The organism is Rhizobium herbae (assembly GCF_017873135.1).
GTDB lineage: Bacteria > Pseudomonadota > Alphaproteobacteria > Rhizobiales > Rhizobiaceae > Pararhizobium > Pararhizobium herbae.
Window position 1 is genome coordinate 233,898 of record NZ_JAGGJV010000005.1, and the last position, 20,392, is coordinate 254,289.

Annotated in this window: 22 protein-coding genes; 14 read left to right on the plus strand and 8 right to left on the minus strand. The window is 61.0% G+C overall.

All coding sequences use genetic code 11. The annotated features are described in order from the left end of the window. Positions 1-31: 31 nt before the first annotated feature. The 9 genes from J2Z75_RS15195 (at position 32) to J2Z75_RS15235 (ending at position 6,246) form a co-directional block, all read left to right on the plus strand. Positions 32-910 carry a cytochrome c oxidase subunit 3 gene (locus J2Z75_RS15195; protein ID WP_209853609.1) on the plus strand — a complete coding sequence of 293 codons (879 nt, stop codon included), beginning with the start codon at positions 32-34 and terminating at the stop codon, positions 908-910. A gap of 195 nt (positions 911-1,105) precedes the next feature. Next, entirely contained in the window at positions 1,106-1,489 is a 384-nt protein-coding gene (locus tag J2Z75_RS15200) for a DUF983 domain-containing protein (protein WP_209853610.1), read from the plus strand. Next, positions 1,458-2,228, plus strand: a complete 771-nt coding sequence (locus J2Z75_RS15205) for an SURF1 family protein (RefSeq protein ID WP_209853611.1) — start codon at positions 1,458-1,460, stop codon at positions 2,226-2,228. Before J2Z75_RS15200 ends, J2Z75_RS15205 begins: the two co-directional genes overlap by 32 nt. A 32-nt stretch (positions 2,229-2,260) precedes the next feature. Beyond that, entirely contained in the window at positions 2,261-2,626 is a 366-nt protein-coding gene (locus J2Z75_RS15210) for a DUF1304 domain-containing protein (protein ID WP_209853612.1), read from the plus strand. A gap of 3 nt (positions 2,627-2,629) precedes the next feature. Next, positions 2,630-3,646: a 4-hydroxy-3-methylbut-2-enyl diphosphate reductase gene (gene ispH, locus J2Z75_RS15215; RefSeq protein ID WP_209853613.1), complete on the plus strand. Its 1,017-nt coding sequence runs from the start codon at positions 2,630-2,632 to the stop codon at positions 3,644-3,646. A 176-nt stretch (positions 3,647-3,822) separates the two neighbouring features. Then, positions 3,823-4,803 carry a homoserine kinase gene (locus J2Z75_RS15220; protein ID WP_209853614.1) on the plus strand — a complete coding sequence of 327 codons (981 nt, stop codon included), beginning with the start codon at positions 3,823-3,825 and terminating at the stop codon, positions 4,801-4,803. Further along, positions 4,800-5,243 carry a ribonuclease HI gene (gene rnhA / locus J2Z75_RS15225; protein ID WP_209853615.1) on the plus strand — a complete coding sequence of 148 codons (444 nt, stop codon included), beginning with the start codon at positions 4,800-4,802 and terminating at the stop codon, positions 5,241-5,243. The genes J2Z75_RS15220 and rnhA overlap by 4 nt, the downstream gene beginning before the upstream one ends. A gap of 182 nt (positions 5,244-5,425) precedes the next feature. Beyond that, positions 5,426-5,770, plus strand: a complete 345-nt coding sequence (locus J2Z75_RS15230; protein ID WP_209853616.1) for an ArsR/SmtB family transcription factor — start codon at positions 5,426-5,428, stop codon at positions 5,768-5,770. Continuing rightward, the gene (locus J2Z75_RS15235) at positions 5,767-6,246 is read left to right on the plus strand and encodes an SRPBCC family protein (RefSeq protein WP_209853617.1); all 480 of its coding nucleotides are present in this window, start codon (positions 5,767-5,769) and stop codon (positions 6,244-6,246) included. The genes J2Z75_RS15230 and J2Z75_RS15235 overlap by 4 nt, the downstream gene beginning before the upstream one ends. A 73-nt stretch (positions 6,247-6,319) precedes the next feature. On the opposite strand, the gene J2Z75_RS15240 is transcribed toward J2Z75_RS15235, so the two are convergent. Further along, positions 6,320-7,654 (minus strand): MFS transporter, encoded by a 1,335-nt coding sequence (locus J2Z75_RS15240; RefSeq protein ID WP_209853618.1) that lies wholly within the window; start codon positions 7,652-7,654, stop codon positions 6,320-6,322. 215 nt (positions 7,655-7,869) lie between these two features. Here J2Z75_RS15240 and J2Z75_RS15245 point away from each other — a divergent pair, with 215 nt between their 5' ends. Further along, the gene (locus J2Z75_RS15245) at positions 7,870-8,754 is read left to right on the plus strand and encodes a LysR substrate-binding domain-containing protein (RefSeq protein ID WP_234937360.1); all 885 of its coding nucleotides are present in this window, start codon (positions 7,870-7,872) and stop codon (positions 8,752-8,754) included. 22 nt (positions 8,755-8,776) lie between these two features. On the opposite strand, the gene J2Z75_RS15250 is transcribed toward J2Z75_RS15245, so the two are convergent. Beyond that, positions 8,777-9,262, minus strand: coding sequence for a peroxiredoxin (locus J2Z75_RS15250; protein ID WP_209853619.1), 486 nt, complete (start codon positions 9,260-9,262; stop codon positions 8,777-8,779). 77 nt (positions 9,263-9,339) lie between these two features. After that, positions 9,340-10,077 (minus strand): protein-disulfide reductase DsbD domain-containing protein, encoded by a 738-nt coding sequence (locus tag J2Z75_RS15255; RefSeq protein WP_327791259.1) that lies wholly within the window; start codon positions 10,075-10,077, stop codon positions 9,340-9,342. Positions 10,078-10,346: 269 nt separating this feature from the next. On the opposite strand from J2Z75_RS15255, the gene J2Z75_RS15260 reads away from it, so the two are divergent. The 3 genes from J2Z75_RS15260 to J2Z75_RS15270 all read left to right on the plus strand — a co-directional run bounded on the left by J2Z75_RS15260 (position 10,347) and on the right by J2Z75_RS15270 (position 12,554). Beyond that, positions 10,347-10,949 (plus strand): YqgE/AlgH family protein, encoded by a 603-nt coding sequence (locus J2Z75_RS15260; protein ID WP_407692771.1) that lies wholly within the window; start codon positions 10,347-10,349, stop codon positions 10,947-10,949. A 119-nt stretch (positions 10,950-11,068) separates the two neighbouring features. Beyond that, positions 11,069-11,260, plus strand: coding sequence for a CsbD family protein (locus J2Z75_RS15265; protein WP_209853621.1), 192 nt, complete (start codon positions 11,069-11,071; stop codon positions 11,258-11,260). 217 nt (positions 11,261-11,477) lie between these two features. Then, entirely contained in the window at positions 11,478-12,554 is a 1,077-nt protein-coding gene (locus J2Z75_RS15270) for a zinc-binding metallopeptidase family protein (protein WP_209853622.1), read from the plus strand. A gap of 56 nt (positions 12,555-12,610) precedes the next feature. Here the strand turns inward: J2Z75_RS15270 and J2Z75_RS15275 are convergent, their stop codons facing one another. The 5 genes from J2Z75_RS15275 to thrC form a co-directional block, all read right to left on the minus strand. Beyond that, positions 12,611-13,006: a DUF5071 domain-containing protein gene (locus J2Z75_RS15275; RefSeq protein ID WP_209853623.1), complete on the minus strand. Its 396-nt coding sequence runs from the start codon at positions 13,004-13,006 to the stop codon at positions 12,611-12,613. A 27-nt stretch (positions 13,007-13,033) separates the two neighbouring features. After that, the gene (locus J2Z75_RS15280) at positions 13,034-15,946 is read right to left on the minus strand and encodes an EAL domain-containing protein (RefSeq protein WP_209853624.1); all 2,913 of its coding nucleotides are present in this window, start codon (positions 15,944-15,946) and stop codon (positions 13,034-13,036) included. Continuing rightward, on the minus strand, positions 15,946-16,557 hold the full coding sequence (locus J2Z75_RS15285; protein ID WP_209853625.1) for a GNAT family N-acetyltransferase: 612 nt from the start codon (positions 16,555-16,557) through the stop codon (positions 15,946-15,948). Before J2Z75_RS15285 ends, J2Z75_RS15280 begins: the two co-directional genes overlap by 1 nt. 203 nt (positions 16,558-16,760) lie before the next feature. After that, on the minus strand, positions 16,761-18,062 hold the full coding sequence (locus tag J2Z75_RS15290; protein ID WP_209853626.1) for a M16 family metallopeptidase: 1,302 nt from the start codon (positions 18,060-18,062) through the stop codon (positions 16,761-16,763). Between the two features lie 16 nt (positions 18,063-18,078). After that, positions 18,079-19,485 carry a threonine synthase gene (thrC, locus tag J2Z75_RS15295; protein WP_209853627.1) on the minus strand — a complete coding sequence of 469 codons (1,407 nt, stop codon included), beginning with the start codon at positions 19,483-19,485 and terminating at the stop codon, positions 18,079-18,081. A gap of 334 nt (positions 19,486-19,819) precedes the next feature. On the opposite strand from thrC, the gene J2Z75_RS15300 reads away from it, so the two are divergent. After that, a complete protein-coding gene (locus J2Z75_RS15300; protein WP_209853628.1) occupies positions 19,820-20,371 on the plus strand; it encodes a hypothetical protein in 552 nt (183 codons plus the stop codon). Positions 20,372-20,392: the final 21 nt, after the last annotated feature.

Here is a 20,392-nt window from a genome sequence, read left to right on the forward strand (position 1 = left end):
ACACGAGAAAGACTTATCGGGGATACTTCACATGGCCGATGCGCATCAGAAAAACCACGACTATCATATCATCGATCCGAGCCCATGGCCGCTGATCGCCTCAATCGGCGCTTTCATCATGGCCTTCGGCGGCGTCGCCTATATGCGCTACCTGGCCGGCGGTTCGTTCAAGCTGTTCGGTCTGGAGCTTGCCAATCCGTGGGTCTTCTTCATCGGCTTCGCCGTTGTGCTCTACACGATGTTCGGCTGGTGGTCGGATACGATCAAGGAAGCGCATGAGGGGCACCATACCCGCGTCGTCGCGCTGCACCTGCGCTATGGCATGATCATGTTCATCGCTTCGGAAGTGATGTTCTTTGTCGCCTGGTTCTGGGCCTATTTCGACGCCAGCCTGTTTCCCGGCGAAGCCATCCAGGCCACCCGCACTGCCTTTACCGGCGGTGTCTGGCCGCCGAAGGGCATCGAGGTTCTCGACCCCTGGCACCTGCCGCTCTACAACACCGTCATCCTGCTGCTGTCGGGCACGACCGTTACCTGGGCGCACCATGCGCTGCTGCATGGCGACCGCAAGGGCCTGATCAACGGCCTGACGCTGACCGTGCTGCTCGGCATCCTGTTCTCCGGCGTGCAGGCCTACGAATACGCCCACGCCCCGTTCGCCTTCAAGGACTCGATCTACGGCGCGACCTTCTTCATGGCCACCGGCTTCCACGGTTTCCACGTCCTGGTCGGCACGATCTTCCTGCTGATCTGCCTGCTGCGCGCGCTGAAAGGCGACTTCACGCCGAAGCAGCATTTCGGCTTCGAGGCCGCCGCCTGGTACTGGCACTTCGTCGACGTGGTCTGGCTGTTCCTGTTCTTCTCGATCTACGTCTGGGGCGGCTGGGGCGCACCGCTTTCGCACGGCTGATCGGATAACAGCCTGTAAAATTCAAAAGGCGGGTGCTGCGGCAGCCGCCTTTTTCTTTGGCCTGACTTTTGTGCGCTCAGGTGCTGGATTTGTCCGGCAGGAAGCTGAAATGAGCCTAAAGGTCGCGGCGACCGATATATCTCTCTTGCTGCGAATGCGTTATGGCAGGTTGGAGCGCAAACAGGGAAGAAGACGATGAACCAAGACAGCGCACATTTCCCGCCGGTCGATCCGGTCAAGGCCGGGTTGAGGGGGCTTTGCCCGCGCTGCGGCCAGGGCAAGCTGTTCGACGGTTTCCTGAAGGTGAAGCCCGCCTGTGCCAATTGCGATCTCGATCTGGCGTTTGCCGACAGCGGCGATGGGCCGGTGGTCTTCGTCATCCTCATCGTCGGCTTCATCGTCGTTGGCGCTGCGCTGTGGATGGAGGTCAACATCAATCCGCCGCTCTGGGTGCATTTCCTCCTGTGGATACCGCTCGCCATCGCCTTTAGCTTGGTCCTCATGCGCATGCTCAAGGGGATCCTGATCAACCTGCAGTTCCGCAACAATGCACGGCCGGGCGAGATCGACCGTGGCTGAGACTGCAAGCGGAAAGAAGAGCGGCGGGCTGCTGGGCCGCGTCGCAGGCATCGTGCTGGTCCTGATCGCGCTCGGCATCCTCTTGTCGCTCGGAACATGGCAGATGCAGCGCCTGCATTGGAAAGAGGGCCTGCTGGCGGAGATCGAGGAGCGGCGTCATGCCCCTCCCGCCGATCTGGCTGCTATCGAAGCGCTGGCCGGGGCCGGCGAGGATGTCGACTATCGCGCCGTGCGCGTCGCCGGCACCTATCTCAACAACAAGGAACGGCATTTCTTTGCCACCTACGAAGGCCGCACCGGTTACTACGTCTACACGCCGCTGCAGATCGCCGATGGCCAGATCCTTCTCGTCAACCGTGGCTTCGTCTCGTTCGAACGGAAGGAGCCGGAGATGCGCAAGCAGGGCCAGCTAACCGGCGTGCAGACCGTCACCGGCCTTGCCCGCGCCAAGCTTCTGGAAAAGCCGTCCTGGGCCGTGCCGGACAATGACGTCGCCAAGAACATCTTTTACTGGAAGGACCTCGACGTCATGGCCTCAAGCGTCGGCCTCGACCTTGCGAAGGTTGTGCCGTTCTTCGTCGATGCGGATGCCACGCCACATGATGGCGGCATGCCGATCGGCGGCGTCACGCAGTTCGATCTGCCCAACAGCCACCTGCAATATGCCGTGACATGGTATGGACTGGCCGCGGCGCTGGTCGCCGTCAGTGGGATGTTCATCTTCCGGCGGAAGACGTAAGTTCCGCAAGGAATGATCGCTGGAGGAATCGAATGGCCATTCTTGCAAACATCCTGATCGCCCTGACCGCTCTCATGCATGTCGGCTTTCTCGTGCTCGAAATGTTTCTCTGGACCGGTCCGCAGGGCCGCAAAGTGTTCCGCATGTCGCCGGAGCAGGCGGAAGCGACGAAGGTGCTGGCGGCCAATCAGGGGCTTTACAACGGCTTTCTTGCCGCCGGCCTCGTCTGGTCGCTCGTCGCTTCGCCGCCGGAATTTGCCTTCCAGCTGAAGCTGTTCTTTCTTGTGTGCGTGATCGTTGCCGCTATATATGGCGCATGGTCGGTCAAGCCGCGCATCCTCTTGGTGCAGGGCGGCCCGGCAATCCTCGCTCTCGTGTTTACCGTTCTGGCATCCTGATCAATGGCATCCTCTTCCGTGGCAAAGAAACCGATCACCCTGCGCCTTTGCGGCCCGCGCGGTTTTTGCGCCGGCGTCGACAGGGCGATCCAGATCGTCGTGCTGGCGCTGAAGGAATATGGCGCCCCGGTCTATGTCCGCCACGAGATCGTCCACAATCGCTACGTCGTCGAAGGCCTTGAGGCCAAGGGCGCCATCTTCGTCGAGGAACTCGACGAGATCCCGGCGGAGCATCGCAAGCAGCCGGTGGTGTTTTCCGCCCATGGCGTGCCGAAATCCGTGCCCGCCGATGCCGAGAGCCGCAATCTTTTCTACCTCGACGCCACATGCCCGCTGGTCTCCAAGGTCCACAAGCAGGCGATGCGCCACCAGAAACTCGGCCGCCATGTCGTGCTGATCGGCCATGCCGGCCATCCGGAAGTCATCGGCACGATGGGGCAGCTGCCGGAAGGCGCGGTCTCGCTGGTCGAGACCGTCGAGGACGCCGATGTCTACATGCCGCCGGATCCGGACAATCTCGGTTTCGTCACCCAGACGACGCTGTCGGTCGATGACACGGCCGGCGTTATCAAGCGGCTGCACGAGCGCTTCCCGAACCTGACGGCACCTGCCGCCGATTCGATCTGCTATGCGACGACCAACCGCCAGGAGGCGGTGAAGCAGGCGGCCCTCGGTTGCGATCATTTCATCATCGTCGGCGCCCCGAACTCGTCGAATTCCAAGCGGCTGGTCGAGGTCGCGTTGCGCGCCGGCGCGAAAAAATCGGTGCTTGTCCAGCGCGCGTCGGAAATCGACTGGGATGATTTCGCCGATGTCTCTACGATGGGCCTGTCTGCCGGAGCATCCGCGCCGGAAGTCATCGTCAACGAGATCATCGAGGCGTTTCGCGAACGCTACGGCGCCGTGGTCGAGCTTGCCGATACGGTCGAGGAAACCGAAAACTTCCTCGTCAACCGCGAGCTTCGCCATGTGCCGCTGACGGTGGAGGATATGGTGTGGGTGAATGGAGATTATCAATAGGGGCCGGCGGCGTGGATCCTCGGGTCAAGCCCGAGGATGACGATCTTGGGCTTCGTGTCTTTCTGAATCCAAACATCGCCGTTGCAGGTTCTCCCTCCCTCCGTCATCCTCGGGCTTGACCCGAGGATCCATACGCCGGCAAACCCTTTCACCAATCCTAACCACGAGATCAGACCTTGGCAGTTTATACCGACATCACCGAAGACGATCTCGCTCGTTTTCTCACAGCCTACGACGTCGGCACGCTGACCTCCTACAAGGGCATCGCCGAAGGCGTCGAGAACACCAATTTCCTGCTGCACACGACCAGGGGTTCCTACATCCTGACGCTGTACGAGAAGCGCGTGGACCAGAACGATCTGCCGTTCTTCCTGGGGCTGATGCATCATCTCGCCGACGGCGGGCTGTCCTGCCCGCTGCCGCTGCCCCGCGCCGACGGGGAACTGCTCGGCCATCTCTCGGGACGTCCGGCGGCCGTCATTTCCTTCCTCGAGGGCATGTGGCTGCGCAAGCCGGATGCCAACCATTGCCGCGAAGTCGGCAAGGCCTTGGCAGCCATGCATGTGGCAGGCGAGGGCTTCGGGATCCGGCGCCCCAACGCGCTCTCCGTCGATGGCTGGCGACCGCTGTGGAACAATTCCCGTGATCGCGCCGACGAGGTGCAGCCGGGGCTTGCCACCGAGATCGCCGCCGAACTGGATACGCTCGAAGCCAACTGGCCGAAGGACCTGCCGGAAGGCGTCATCCACGCCGATCTTTTCCCCGACAACGTCTTCTTCCTCGGCGATGAACTCTCGGGCCTGATCGACTTCTACTTCGCCTGCAACGACTTCCTCGCCTATGACGTCTCCATCTGCCTCAACGCCTGGTGCTTCGAAAAGGACGGCGCGTTCAACATGACCAAGGGCATGGCGCTTCTGGCGGGCTATCAGAGCGTGCGGCCGCTGACCGCAGCCGAGATCGAGGCACTGCCTCTCCTGGCACGCGGCTCGGCCCTGCGCTTCTTCCTGACCCGGCTCTACGACTGGCTTATGACGCCGGCCGGCGCCTTGGTGGTCAAGAAAGACCCGCTCGAATATCTGAAAAAGCTGCAATTCCATCGCTCGGTGGCCAGCGCCGCCGAATATGGCCTTATTCAAGAGAATCTGCCCGCATGAAACATGTCGATATCTTCACCGACGGAGCCTGCTCCGGAAATCCGGGACCGGGCGGCTGGGGCGCTGTTCTCCGCTATGGCGAGGTCGAAAAGGACCTGTGCGGCGGCGAGGCGGATACGACCAACAACCGCATGGAGCTCCTGGCGGCGATCACCGCGCTCGACAGCCTGAAGACCCCCTGCGAGGTCGATCTGCACACAGACTCGAAATATGTCATGGACGGCATCGGCAAGTGGATCCACGGCTGGAAGCGGAACGGCTGGAAGACCGCCGACAAGAAGCCGGTGAAGAACGGCGAACTCTGGCAGGCGCTCGACGCCGCCAACCAGCGCCACAAGGTCACCTGGCATTGGGTCAAGGGCCATGCCGGTCACCCGGAAAACGAACGCGCCGACGAACTGGCCCGCAAGGGCATGGAGCCGTTCAAGAAGAAACGGTGACGTTCAGCGGCCGTCGGTGAACTGCACCAGATCCCGCAAATTTCCGTAGGGATACTCGAACACGGCGACGATGCCGTAGGGGGATTATTTCGAGACCGAAAGCCGGTTCACTTGGCGCGTGGACCGGTGGCACTGCATCACTTAGCTCTTGCGCTAAGTATTGCGCGATGATACTTAGCCTTATGGAACAGTATTCGGAGCAGCTAAACGGTATCTTCCAGGCGCTTGCCGATCCCACCCGCCGGGCCGTTCTGGCGCGGCTGGGCGCGGGCCCTGCCAGCATCAGCGATCTTGCAAAACCGTTCGACATGGCCCTGCCGTCGTTCATGAAACACATCCATTTTCTCGAAGGCAGCGGCTTGATCCACACCCGCAAGCAAGGCCGCGTCAGGACATGCGTCATCGAGAAGAAGCAGTTTGCCGCTGTCGAGGCGTGGCTGTCTGCGCAGCGGGCGCTTTGGGAAGGCCGCACCGACAGGCTCGAGCAGTTTGTTGCAAAGGCCCAAGCAAAAGGAGATTCACAATGACCCCATCATCAAATCCGGAACTCGACCTGACGATTTCACGGGTCATCAAGGCTCCTCGGGCGCTCGTCTGGAGCGCCTGGACCGATCCTTCGAGCTTCGAACAATGGTGGATCCCGGAGCCGGCCAGATGCAAGGTCGTGGACATGGACCTGCGTGCCGGTGGCTCGTTCGTCACGCAGATCAGCGAAAACGGTGGTGATTTCGCGCCGCATCTGAGCGGCTGCTTCCTCGCCGTCGACGATCTCGAACGGATTGTCTTCACCAATGCCCTGCTCGGCGGTTGGCGTCCCGCCGAACAGCCGTTCATGACGGCGATCATCACGCTGAGGGATCATCCGGAGGGCACCGATTATGCGGCCCATGTCATGCACCGGAACAATGCCGACCGAAACATGCACGAGGAAATGGGCTTTTACGATGGCTGGGGCACGGTTATCGGGCAGCTTGCAAGGCTTGTCGAAAAGAGCGTGCAATAATCGACAATCGACCGCAAACGCGAAAGCCCGCATGCCTTTTCAAGCACGCGGGCCTTTTGAACGATCTCTGCTCTTATCTGGCAGCGGCGGCGGCCACCGGTTCCTGAACGCGGCCGCTAAGCGAAAAGGCAAGGACCGCCGACAGCAGCAGCAATCCACCGACGATGAACATCGGCAGTTGGTAGACACCCGTCGAATCCTTGACCAGACCGGTGATATAGGGCGCCGCGAAGCCTGCGATATTGCCGATCGTGTTGATCAGCGCGATGCCGGCGGCGGCAGCCGGGCCGGTGAGGAAGCGTGACGGGATCGCCCAGAAGTTCGGCAGGGCCGCGAAGATCGAGCATGCCGTGATGGTGATGACCAGAATGGTCGCCTCGGGTGATCCCATGTACAGCGCGATCGGGATGCTGATGGCGCCGGTGAGCGCCGGAATGCCGATATGCCAGACCTTGACGCCACGCCTGGAAGCATCGCGGCTCCAGAAGAACAGGGCCACGGCGGCGGGAAGATAGGGGATGGCGGTGATCAGGCCCTTGTCGAACACGTCGAACTTGGTGCCGAATTTCGCTTCGAAACCGGCGATGATGGTCGGCAGGAAGAAGGCGAGCGCATAAAGACCATAGATCAGGCCGAAATAGATCGCCGAGAGCAGCCAGACGCGGCTATCGGTAAACGCGAGGCGCATCATGCCTCCGTGGGCGGCGGTCTTGGCCTTGTCTTCGGTGGCGAGTTCCTTGTTCAGCCAGTCCTTTTCCGTCTGCGTCAGCCACGTGGCATCATCCGGCTTGTCGACGAGGTAGAACCAGGCGACGATGCCGACGATGATTGCAGGGACTGCGACGCCGAAGAACATGATCCGCCAGCCTTCCAGCCCGAACGCCCCATGTGCCTGGATGAGCATGGCTGCGAGCGGAGCGCCGATCACGGTCGTCAGCGGCTGTGCCAGATAGAAAAGCGCCAGGATCTTGTTGCGGTGCCGGGCCGGAACCCACATGCTGAGAAACAGGATCGCGCCCGGGAAGAAGCCGGCTTCGGCCACGCCGAGCAGGAAGCGCAGCACGTAGAGCTCCGTCGCGCTGCTGACCCAGGTGAAGAGAAGCGCGACAATGCCCCAGGTCACCATGATGCGGGCAAGCCAGCGCCGCGCGCCATATTTGTGAAGCGCAAGGTTGCTGGGGATTTCGAGCACGATATAGCCGAAGAAGAAGATGCCCGCAGCAAAGCCGAACTGGGCCGCTGTCAGCGCAAGGTCCGACGTCATGCCGTTCGGGCCGGCAAACGAGATCGCGGTGCGATCGAGGAAGTTGATGAAGAACATCAAGGCGATAAACGGTACAAGCCGTTTTGACACCTTGGCGATGGCCGATCGCTCGACCTGTGAGATTTCTTTGGTTTTGGAATGCATAAGAGTTCCTCCCTTGGTTGCAAGGCTTCTCCGGCAGCACCGTCTTTCAGCGCTGATGACAGAGTGGAAACTCCATTTCCCCTTCCATGACCCGTCCTCGATACGCATGTGCCTTCAAATTGCCGCAACTCCTAAAGGAATGTATAGGTCGGCGGCAATCGATTTAATCTCGCCATCGTGTGAGAAAAAGTCACAGCTTGTCCGGGAGATTTCGTTTGACCAAGACGCTGCCATCGCTGAATGCCCTCAAAGCCTTCGAGGCGGTCGCGCGCCATCGTTCGATGACGCTTGCTGCCGATGAACTCTTCGTCACCCACGGCGCGGTCAGCCGGCACATCAAGTCATTGGAGGAAACGCTGGGCGTCCTGCTTGTCAACCGGAAGGCGCGATCGACGGAGCCGACGCTGGAGGGGCTGCGCCTTGCGGAGGGGCTGGCGAGCGCCTTCAGCCTGATGCAGGCAAGCGTCGAACGTGTTCGTCCAGGCCCGCTGACGTTGTCCTGTTCTTCCTCGATCATGATGGGGTGGATCATCCCGCGTATCGGCCAGTTCCACGAGCGCCATCCGCATATCGAGCTGCAGTTCAACATGAATTTCGACCGGATCGATTTCGTGCGCGACAAGATCGGGCTGGCGATCCGCTCCAGCATCATCGAGCCTCCCGAGGACGCGGTGATACGGGAGCTTGGCGGCGAGGCGATCGGACCGGTCTGCTCGCCGGAATATCTGGCGCAGGTGCAGCTTTCACAGCCGAAGGACCTGGAAGCGGCGATGCTTCTGTCTACCCGAACCCGGCCGCAGGCCTGGCGAGACTGGCAGACTGTCGCTGAAGAAACCGACCTGGTGCTTGAGCCGCGATCGAGCTTCGATCACTTCTACCTGCTGATTCAGGCCGCGGCCTGTGGGCTCGGCGTCGCCACCGTACCGCAGATGCTGGTGTTGGATCAGCTCGCATCGGGGCGGCTGGTGGCCCCCTTCGGCTTTAGGCCGGGACCGCGCCGGCTGGTGCTGTGGATCGCCCCGCATGTGGCGGGACGGCCGGATGCCCTGGCGCTGGAGCGCTGGCTGATCGAAGAAATGCATGCCCGGCCGGACAATTGAACAACCGGGCATGCCTGGAAAATCAGATCTGTTCCAGCATCGCCGCCGCTGCCGAAACGGTCGCCTGACCGGGGCTTTCCTCGACGTTCAGCGTCTTTACCACGCCGTCTTCCACCAGCATCGAATAGCGCTTGGAACGCAGGCCGAGCGTGCCGGCGGACAGGTCGATGTCCATGCCGAGCGCCTTGGTGAAGGCGGCGTTCCAGTCGGAGAGGAAATGGATCTTGCCCAGGCCGCCGGACGCGGTTGCCCAGGCGCCCATGACGTGAAGGTCGTTGACAGAGACAACGGCGATGTCATCGACGCCGCGCGCAAGGATGGCGTCGCGGTTCTCGAGATAGCCGGGCAGGTGATTGAGCGAGCAGGTCGGCGTGAAGGCGCCGGGAACGGCAAAGAGCACGACCTTCTTGCCGGCAAACAGCTGTTCGGTGGTGATTTCGACCGGGCCATCGGCGGTCTTTTCCTTGAAGGTGGCGGCAGGCAGCTTGTCTCCGACGGAAATGGTCACGGTCTCACTCCTTGAGGTTTTTTCGGGAAGGCAGAGCGCATCGGCTCCGCTGGGTCGCAAAGGAATATAGATTCGGCTCAGTCAAAGGCAAGCGGGGTTTGCATGCTCCGGCCGCCGATCCTGGCGACGAGCAGGACCGAGCCGCTTTTCAGCGCCCCGCCTTTTGCGGGTATCCGCACCGGTATGTCCGCAGTCACCTGGCCATTTGCCGTTGTGAGGTTTTCGGCCTTTCCGAAGTTGTAGCCCGGTGGGCCGGCGAGGAAAAGTTCGGGCGGCGTGGTCTCGTTTGTCGGAGGCAGCAGAAGCGAGATGCGCATGCGCTTGCCCGCCGGATCGAAACTGGCAGCGGTTACCTTGAACGTATCGGACGGCTCCTCCGGCAGGGCGGACACGGCATCGGCGATCCGCGCCTTGTCGAGCGGGTTCTCCGCCAGCCCTGCGGGCAGGGGCAGGCTGAGATCGGCCTGAACCGGAATGCAGATATCCTTGCAGATGCCGAGGAACACCGAGGCCTTCAGCGTCACGTCGCCGGCCTTTTCGCGTTTCAGCGAGAGCGGAAACGCCACCGACTGGTCGTAGCCGGTATAGCTTGCGATGCCGTCGTCAAAAGCCTTCGGTGCTGGAAACCGCATGCCCGAAAAAGAGATGCCATCCTGCGGGTCGACGGTCACCTGCGGCGGGATGCCGCTGGCACCCGGTTCAAGCCAATAGGTTTTCCAGCCGGGCTTCAGCCGGATGTCGAGAATGGCCGGGATCGCCCCGTCCGGCTCCGGCCTGTCGGCGACGATACGCACGGCGCCACCTTCTGACTGCACCCATTCGCTCTGCGCGGAATTTGCGGCAGGGACGATAAAAAAATACGCTGAAAGGGTTGCCAGCGCCGTCAAATGAGTCGCATTCTCTAGGAGGCGATGATGTTTCATGATGCTGAGGCTTATCGGTTTTGGGGCATGGTTGAAAGATGCCCACTTTCACCTCCGGATCATTTTCTCTTGATGAAGATGGGATGGAAGCGCCGATGACGGTCCGCAAACCAAAAGACGAGGGTGGGAACGCTTTTCAATTGACAAAGAAGGCTAACACCATGATGGCGACGTTCCAGAAGAAACGCGAGCGCGGTTTGCTAGACGGTCAGTTCCTGATCGCCATGCCGGGCATGTTCGACAGCAATTTTTCCCGCACTGTCATCTTTGTCTGCGCCCATTCGAATGACGGCGCCATGGGGTTCGTACTCAATCGTCCGCAGCGGCTGACCTTCCCGGATGTTCTCCTGCATCTGCGGATCATCGATCAGCCCGAGGTGATCCGGCTGCCCGGCATTACCCGTGATTTCCAGATCCAGACCGGCGGGCCGGTCGAGACAGGGCGTGGTTTCGTCCTTCATTCGGACGACTATCTGAGCGAATCCAGCATTCCTGTCAGCGACGATATCTGCCTGACGGCAACCCTCGATATCGTCCGCGCCATCTCGCGCGGCGAAGGGCCGTCCAAGGCGATGATGATGCTCGGCTATGCCGGCTGGGGTGCCGGCCAGCTCGAAAACGAGATCGCCAACAATGGCTGGCTCAATTGCCCGGCGAACGAAGAACTGATCTTCGACCGCGATCTCGGCGACAAATATGACCGGGCCCTGGCGCTGATGGGCGTTGCCCCGGCCATGCTGTCGGTGGATGCCGGCCACGCCTGACCGGCCGATTTTTTCCGCCTTTCCAAAGTTCTCCCGGAACAATTTGAGCAGCTCCTCGTTTTCCCGTGGCAAGGACATGACGCTTCGATCCTGTCCTCAACCTCTCAAGGAGACTGATCATGGGTAGCACTTCCGACAAGATTTCCGGCGCCGCCAATCAGGTTGCAGGCAAGGCCAAGCAGGCTGCCGGCAAGGCAACCGGCAGCGACAAGTTGCGCGCTGAAGGCAAGGGCCAGGAGGTCAAGGGCAAGGTCCAGACGGCAACCGGCAAGGCGAAGGATGCCGTGAAGGGCGTCGTTGATCGCATTTAATTTGAGTTTTGCCGCCGATCATCGTTGCAAATGGCGACGGCGGCTCCAAGGTGCGCGAATCGACTGTCCTGACGGGTTCAACTGGATGGAAGATTTCAGCGCCGATGCCCGCTGTGCTTCGCGCGGCGGGCATTTTCTATGGTTATGATTCTTTTGTTTTTTCGGCATTCAGTCTTTCAATATTAAATACACGCGATTATCGGGCGAGGCCATTTCCATGAGACTTTACGAATGCGGCAATTGCGGAAATCCCGTTCATTTCGACAATCGCGTTTGCATCAACTGCGGCTCGCAGCTTGGTTTCCTGCCCGATAGCATGTCCATGCAGGCGCTGAGGCCGGCAGGCGGCGATGTGTGGCAGGCATCCTCGCGCCAGCAGGCGGATGTCCGCTTCTGCGCCAATGCCGCGCATGATACCTGCAACTGGCTGATTTCCTCCAACGATAATCATGTCTATTGCCAGGCCTGCCGCTACAACCGCATCGTTCCGGTGACGGACAATCCCGAAGGGCTGGCGCGCTGGCAGAAGATCGGCCAGGCGCAACGGCATCTGTTCTATTCCCTGCTGCGCTGGAACCTGCCGCGGCCGGGCCGCGACGCCGATCCGCAGGGCGGGCTGGCCTTCGATTTCCTGGCCGACGAAGTCGATGCCAACGGCTATCTGGTCCCGGCCATGACCGGTCACGAGGATGGCCTGATCAGCTTGCGGGCGGCGGAAGCCAATGATGCGACGCGCGAAAGCGTGCGGGTGTCGATGAACGAGCCATACCGTACGCTGCTTGGTCATTTCCGCCATGAGATCGGTCACTTCTATTGGGCCCAGCTTGTTCGCGACGATCGGACGCTGAACGAGGCGCGCGCGCTGTTCGGTGACGAGACGGTGGACTATGCGGAGGCGCTCAAGCGCAACTACGAGCAGGGGCCTCCGATAGACTGGCAGGCAAGCTTCATCAGCACCTATGCCAGCGCCCACCCGGCCGAGGACTTCGCCGAATGCTGGGCGCATTTCTTCCATATCGTCGATACGCTGGAAACGGCAGGCTCCTTTGGGCTTTCAACGGAACCACGGCGCCACGGCGGCATGGCGGCGGAAATCGATTTCGATCCGTATCGGGCGGAGAGTGCGCAAACGCTCGTCGATGCCTGGGTACCGCTCAGCGTGGCGCTGAACAGCATCCAGCGCAGCATGGGCCAGCCCGACAGCTATCCCTTCGTACTCTCGCCACCGGTGGTGCAGAAGCTGGATTTCATCAATCGGTTGATCCGGCGGGCTGGGGCTGTGTACGGGCAGTAAGGGTGTCCGGTCAGCCTTTTGGTGGATGTCTGTGCTGGGGCACTCACTGCGTTGTGCTACCGGATCGTCGCCAGTATTTCCTCGGCCACTTCAGGAAGTTCTTCGGCAATGTCGTGATCGCTTGGGTACTCTACTAAACGTAGCAACTCCTTCTGAAAATCCTCCTTCAGATCTCTTGGCCATTGTGCAACGATCAGATGAAGGCAAAAATATTTGAATGGCCCATCATCGCCTTGCAGCACTCGTTGCACTGCGGGCTTAAGAGGCGCACCGATAGAGACAAGAAAATCGGCCAAGGGCTTGGCGATCGGCCAGTTGCCATCTGCGGTCCAGTCGAGAAGATCATCCAATATTGGAATTATGGAAGACAAGCTGGCCTCCCGAAGGGCATCAACTGCTTCCAGGTCGTGTTTGCTTTTCGGAATTAGGTCTCGAATGCTTGTCACTTCCATCCGCCCAACTCGTCTCGCATTAAGCGCTCACGCCCGCTTCATCAGCGGAAATCGCTCTTTCAGCAGCCGCTGGATCGATTCCGAGCCGATCGGTGGGCCGAACAGGAAGCTCTGGCCGAAGTCGCAGCCCATCTGGGCGAGCTGGATGGCGTCTTCCTCGGATTCGATGCCTTCGGCGACGACCTGCATCTCGAGTTCGCGGGCCATGGTGATCACCGAGCGCAACAGGATCGAGCGTTTGTCGCTGGGGTCTCTGACCAGTGACTTGTCGATCTTGATCGTGTCGAAGGGAAAGCGTGTCAGGTAGGCGAGCGAGGAATGGCCGGTGCCGAAATCGTCGAGCGCCAGACGCAGGCCGGCATCCTTCAGCTTTTCCAGCACCAGACGCGCCTGTTCCGGGTTTTCCATGACGACGGATTCGGTGAGTTCCACCTTCACCTTGTGCGGGTCGCAGTGGTTCTTGTTCAATACCGCCCGGATATCGTCATAGAGGTCGTTGTTGAGCAGCTGCGCGCTCGACAGGTTGACGGAGACGAAGATCGGCAGGTCGCCAGTCTGGATCTGCCATTCTGTCAGGTCGCTGGTGGCTTTTTCAAAGGCGAACATGCCGAGCTGGTTGATGAGATCGGAACTTTCGGCGATCGGAATGAACTCCGACGGCGAAATGCTGCCGCGCTTGGGATGTTCCCAGCGCATGAGGGCCTCGAAGCCGGCAATCTCCGCATCCACAAGGCGGACGATCGGCTGATAGACGAGGCTCAGTTCCTTGCGTTCGATGGCGCGGCGCAGGTCGGTTTCGAGCTGCAGCCGATCGGTGCCCGAGGCGCGGAAGGCCGGGCGGAACGGTTCGACACGATTGCCGCCCGCCTTCTTGGCACGGAACATCGCAAGCTCGGCATCATCGAGCAGTCCGGCGGCACTTTCCTGCTGATCGACCCAGGAGACGAGGCCGATGGAGGCGGTGAGGTTGATCTCGCGATTGCCGAAGTTGAGCGGCACCATGATCGCCTTGGACACCGCGTCGGCGAAATCGGCGACCTTGGCGGGATCGCGCTCCGACATCAGGATCAGCCCGAACTCGTCGCTGCCGAGGCGGGCAAGCGTGTCCTGCGGCTTCACCAGCCGGCGCAGGCGGCGGGTGAGCGCAATCAGGATGTTGTCGCCGGCGGCAATGCCGAGCACGTCGTTGACCTGCTTGTAGCGATCGATGTCGATGGTGATGACGGTCGGCCTGACCGCGGTCGAGCCCGGTGCCAGCGACAGGATGGATTGCAGCCTGTCGAGGAAGATCTGCCGGTTCGGCAATCCGGTCAGATTGTCGTTGAGCGCGTTGTGCAAAAGCCGGTCGATGGAATTCTTCTGCTCGGTGATATCGACGATGGTGCCGACACAGCGGATAATTTCGCCGTTGGCGCCCAACACCGGCCGGGCGCGGATCGACAGCCAGTGATAGTGGCCGTCTTCCGCCCGCACGCGGAATTCATGGTTAAGCCGTCCCTTGCGATGTTCCAGGAGAACGTCGAGCGTGGCGCGAAACCGGTCGCGGTCGTCGGGGTGAAGGCGCGGCAGCCAGTTGCGCGCCGCACCGTGCATGGTGCCGGGCGAAAGGCCGAGCTGGGCGGAAATATCCGGAATGGTGACGACACGATCGCGCGCCACGTCCCAGTCCCAGACGGTATCGCCGGAACCGGTCAATGCCAGCGACTGGCGCTCGAGGTCGGAGAACAGGCCCTGGCTATAGGCGCCGCCGGCAAAGGCATGCTGCATCACCGTAAAGCCGATCAGAAGCACGATGAGAACGAGGCCACCACCGAGCGCCGGCTGGACGATGTCGTTGGCAAGCTGGCCGGTGACCGTCAGCCAGGCGCCGAACAGCCAGACGAGGATCAGCAGCCAGGCGGGCACCAGCAGGATGGCGCGGTCGTAGCTCTTGAAGCCGAGATAGGCGATCAGGATGATACCGGCCGTGCCGGTCAGCGCGAAGGAGAGGCGGGCGATACCGGCGGCAATCGCCGGATCGTAGATGGCGACACCGAACAGCAGCCCGAGACCGAGAATCCAGGCGAGCGTCGCGTAGCTTAAGTGCTGGTGCCAGCGGTTGAGATTGAGATAGGTGAACAGGAAGATCACCAGCCCTGCGGCAAGGAACACTTCGGTCCCCGCCCGCCATATCCTCTCGTCGCCTGCGGTGATCGAGATCAGTTTCGACAGGAAGCCGAAGTCGACGCAGATATAGGCAAGCACCGCCCAGGCAAGCGCTGCCGTGGCAGGTAGCATCGAGGTTCCCTTGACGACGAACAGGATGGTCAGGAATACCGCCAGAAGACCGGCGATACCGAGTACGATGCCGCGATAAAGTGTGAAAGCGTTAACCGTGTCCTTGTAGGCATCGGGCTGCCAGAGATAGATCTGCGGCAGGTCGGGCCCTGCAAGTTCGGCGACGAAGGTGATGACCGAGCCGGGGTTGAGGGTGATGCGGAACACGTCCGCTTCGTCGCTCGGCTGCCGGTCGAGCGCAAAGCCTTCGCTCGGGGTGATCGAGAGGATGCGCTGCGAGCCGAGGTCCGGCCAGAACAGCTTGGAATTCACCAGCCGGAAATGCGGGGCGACGATGACGCGCTCCAACTGCTCTTCCGAAACGTTGGCAAGGGCAAAGACAGCCCAGTCGCCCTGGTGGTTCTCGGCGCTGGAGCGAACTTCGATGCGCCGGACGATGCCGTCGGTGCCGGGGGCGGTCGAGACCTGGAAGGCGTCGCCGCGGCCGGTATAGATTTCCGTTGTTGCCGTCAGGTCGAGAGCCGTGTCCTCGCGGGAAATCTTGACCGGTTCCGTCGCCCGCGCCGCGCCGCTACCGATCAGGCAGAACGTGACCATTATGGCGAATAGAAGTGCCACGAGCCTTCGTGCTGACGGGGGAAGCGGGTGGCGGTTCAAAAACATCAATCACTCGAATTCTTATGTTGCATGCCGTCCTGCGAGAGAAGGGAAAACATCAGATGATCCCGCCATTGCCCGTTGATCTTCAGGTATTCCCGCAAGTAGCCTTCGCGCTGAAACCCGGCCTTTTCAAGGAGCCGGATGCTTCTGTGGTTCTCGGGAATACAGGCTGCTTCGATACGGTGCAACTGAAGGCTCGAAAAGATGTAGGGAATAGCCAGTTTGACCGCCTGCGCCATATGCCCCCTACCGGCAAAACGCTCGCCCATCCAATAGCCGATCATGCAGCATTGGGCGGCACCCCGGCGGATATAACCGATGGTCAACCCGCCGATCAGCTGATCGTCTGGCCGCGAAATGATGAAGAGCGGCACTGCCTGGCCGGAGGCGAATTCCTGCTCGTTGCGGATGACGCGGGCGCGAAAGGCGCTTTCGGTCATCTCGTCGGCCCGCCAGGTTGGTTCCCACGGTTCGAGAAAGGTGCGGCTTTCGTTGCGCAGCCGATACCATTGGCGATAGTCGGACGTCTTCGGCAGGCGCAGCAGATGCGTCGCATTGGCAATCTCGACCGGATCCGGCTGCCGTGACAGAAACCGAAAGACCGATCGTGTCATAGAAGCCTCCGCGCCATCGCCGTTGATCGAGTGGTTGCCGTACGGCTCACCCCCCTCTGTCACTTCGTGACATCTCCCCCTCGAGGGGAGAGATCATTCTTTTCCGTTATGAGCGCCGAGGCAATTGAAATCTCCCCCCCTTGAGGGGGAGATGTCGGCGTCGCCGACAGAGGGGGTGGGGCCACACTCTGTCGTCGAAGGTTTCACATCGCTGCCGTCTTGCGCGTTATGGTGCCACTGGAAAGGGCGCCGAGAATATCGTCCATCGGTGCCAGTTTCTCCACGGGGCCGATCGCCGACAACGTCGGGACGGTGTCGAAGAACAGCCGGCCGGCAAGATCCGTCAGGCGCTCGACGGTAATGCCGGACAGGCGCTCCATCAGTTCTTCGTTCGGAATCGGGCGGCCGTAGAGCATCATCTGGCGGGCGATCTGGCCGGCACGTGCTGCCGGGCTTTCCTGGCCCATTAGCAGCTGGGCGCGGATCTGGGCGCGAGCGCGGTCGATCTCCTGCTGTTCGATGTTCATCGACGACTTGCGCAGCTCATCGATAATGACGGGCATCAGTTCCGGCAGGTTCTCGCCGCCGGTTGCCGCGTGAACGCCGAAGATGCCGGTGTCGGAGAAGCCCCAATGGAAGGCATAGACCGAATAGCACAGGCCGCGATGCTCGCGCACTTCCTGGAACAGCCGGGACGACATGCCGCCGCCAAGGATATTGGCAAGGATCTGCGAACAGTAGAAATCGCGGGCGTGATAGGCCTTACCCTCGAAGCCGAGCAGGACCTGCGCATCCATCAGGTCGCGATCTTCGCGCACATCGCCGCCGGTATAATGGGCAACGTCGGCGACCGGAGATGCGGCCGGCTTCTGCGGCAGACTCGAGAAGCGGTCTTCAACCTGTCGCACAAAACTATCATGATCGATCGCACCGGCCCCGACGACGAACATGCGGTCGGTCGTGTAGTTGCGGTCGAGATAGGTGCGGATCTGCTGAGGCGTGAAGGAAAGAACCGTGTCCGGCGTGCCGAGGATCGGGCGGCCGATCGTCTGGTTGGCAAAGGCGGTTTCTGCGAATTTGTCAAAGACGACGTCATCGGGCGTATCGTTGGCGGCGCCGATTTCCTGCAGGATAACCTGCTTTTCGCGCTGCAGCTCGTCCTCGTCGAAGGAGGATTCCGTCAGGATGTCGGCGAGAATATCGACGGCGAGCGGAACATCGTCCTCAAGGATACGGGCGTAGTAGGACGTGGTTTCCGTCGATGTCGCGGCGTTGACCTCGCCGCCGACATTTTCGATCTGTTCGGCAATCTCGCGGGCTGTGCGCCGCGCGGTGCCCTTGAACGCCATGTGTTCCAGCAGATGGGCAATTCCATGCTCGTCCGTGGTTTCATCGCGTGAACCGGATTTGATCCAGACCCCGAGCGCGACGCTTTCAAGATGCGGCATGTTCTCGGTGACGACCGTCAACCCGGATTGGAGCCGGGTGCACTCAACTTTCATCATACGTCTTTCTGCGTCCTTATTTCCGGATGCGGGCACGCTCGTTGATAAAGGTTTCAACGGCTTTAAGCTCGGCGTCAAGAATGTCGAACCGCTCCTCCCTGACCATCAGATCAGCAAGCCACGTTGGAAGCGCCGGGTCAATACCACTGGCCGATTTTACTGCGGCCGGGAATTTCGCGGGGTGTGCGGTGGCGAGCGTCACCATCGGCACGCTCGATGTTTCATGCTTGTTGGCAACGAAGACGCCGATCGCCGTATGCGGGTCGAGCAGGTAGCCGGTCGTCTCCAGCGTCTTGGCGATGGTCTTGGCCACATCCTTCTCGGTGGCGCGCCCGGCCCGGAACACCTTGCGGATGGACTTGAGCGCATCTTCCTCGATCTCGAAGGAGCCGGACTGCTTCAGGTTGGCCATCGCGCCGCGCACCTTGGAGGCGTCGCGGTCATAGGCCTCGAACAGCAGCCGTTCGAAATTGGAGGAGATCTGGATGTCCATCGACGGCGAGGTGGTGGCCTTGACGTCGCGCATCTCGTAGCGGCCGGTCTGCAGTGTGCGGGCCAGAATGTCGTTCTCGTTGGTGGCGACCACCAGCTTGTCGATCGGCAGGCCCATCTGCTTCGCCACGTATCCGGCAAAGATATCGCCGAAATTGCCTGTCGGTACGGTGAAGGAGATTTTCCGGTCCGGGCCGCCGAGCGAAAGCGCCGTGGTGAAGTAGTAGACGATCTGGGCCATGATGCGCGCCCAGTTGATCGAGTTGACGCCGGACAGCGCCACGCCGTCGCGAAAGGCCACGTCGTTGAACATCTCTTTGACGAGGCTCTGGCAGTCGTCGAAATTGCCGTTGATCGCCAGCGCATGGACGTTGCTCGCCTTGGACGTGGTCATCTGGTGCTGCTGCACCGGCGAGACCTTGCCATGCGGAAACAGGATGAAGATGTCGGTGCGGTCGCGCCCGGCAAAGGCGTCGATCGCAGCCCCGCCGGTATCGCCCGAGGTGGCGCCGACAATGGTGGCGCGCTCGTTGCGCTCGGTCAGGACGTAATCCATCAGCCGCCCGAGCAGCTGCATGGCGACGTCCTTGAAGGCAAGCGTCGAGCCGTGGAACAGCTCCATGATGAAGCTGTTCGGGCCGGTTTGGACGAGCGGAGCGATGGCCGGATGACGGAAGGTGGCATAGGCCTCATTGATCATCGCGCGAAACTTGTCGTCCGGAATCTCGCCGTCGACGAAGGGGTTGAGAACCGTGAAGGCGATCTCCTGGTAGGATTTTCCGCGCATTGCCCGGATTTCCTTCTTGGAAAAGCTCGGCCATTGCTTCGGCACATAAAGCCCGCCATCACGGGCAAGGCCCGCCATGAGCGCATCGCAAAAACCCAGCGATGGGGCTTCGCCCCGGGTCGAGACATACTTCACGGTAACCATCCTTCGTCATGCTTTAGATGCCGCAAGCGGCGCGGCGGGAATTGAACGGCACCATAGGCGAACCGGGTCGGGATCGTGGTTCTCTTTGCGTCAACCCTTGGCAAAGCTGACGGAAATATCGGTTCTTCGTCCGTGGCCGGCCATCTCAGCACGTTCTGAAAAATTGGCGTTCCGGCTTCAGACTCCAATCGATTTTTCAATGCGTCGCTGCTATAGACCATCGCCAAGGGTCTTGAAAGGCTCAAGTTGCGGGGGCGTGAAACCGAAAAATACCTTATTTTGCGGTCAGTCACGCTCCGCGGCATTAATTGTGCAAGGCAGGGGGTCAAGTCAGGTGTTTGGTAAAGTTTCCGTCCGTCTTCTCGGAATTTCACTTCTCGTGGTTATCGCAGGCTGCAACAAAACGGACACGGGCGGCGCGATCGACGCCGGCGGCAGTGCCGCAACGCCGACACCGGCCGTGATCCAGGGCGCTTGCCCGCAGGTCTATCTGCTGGATGGAACCGCCAACTACCGCACCTATGCCAAGGGCGCCAAGGATGATCCGACCAAGATCGTCTACCAGGCGTCGCTGGCGGATACGACCCGCCAGTGCGTCCAGAACGAAAGCCAGCTGGTCATGACCGTCGTCGTTCAGGGCCGCGTCATTGCCGGACCTGCCGGTGGCGCCGGCACCGTCACCTTGCCGATCCGCGTGGCTGCGACCGACGGCAAGAATACGCTCTATTCGGAACTGACGCAGTATCCCGTCGAGGTTCCGACCGGCGTCGGCACCACCCAGTTCATCTTCACCAAGACGCAGATTACTCTGCCCGGCGGCGCCGGCGACTTCGCCAAGGTCTATGTCGGTTTCGACGAAGGCCCGGCTGCAGGCAAGAAGAAATAAGCGGAAGTTTGTTGCGACTAT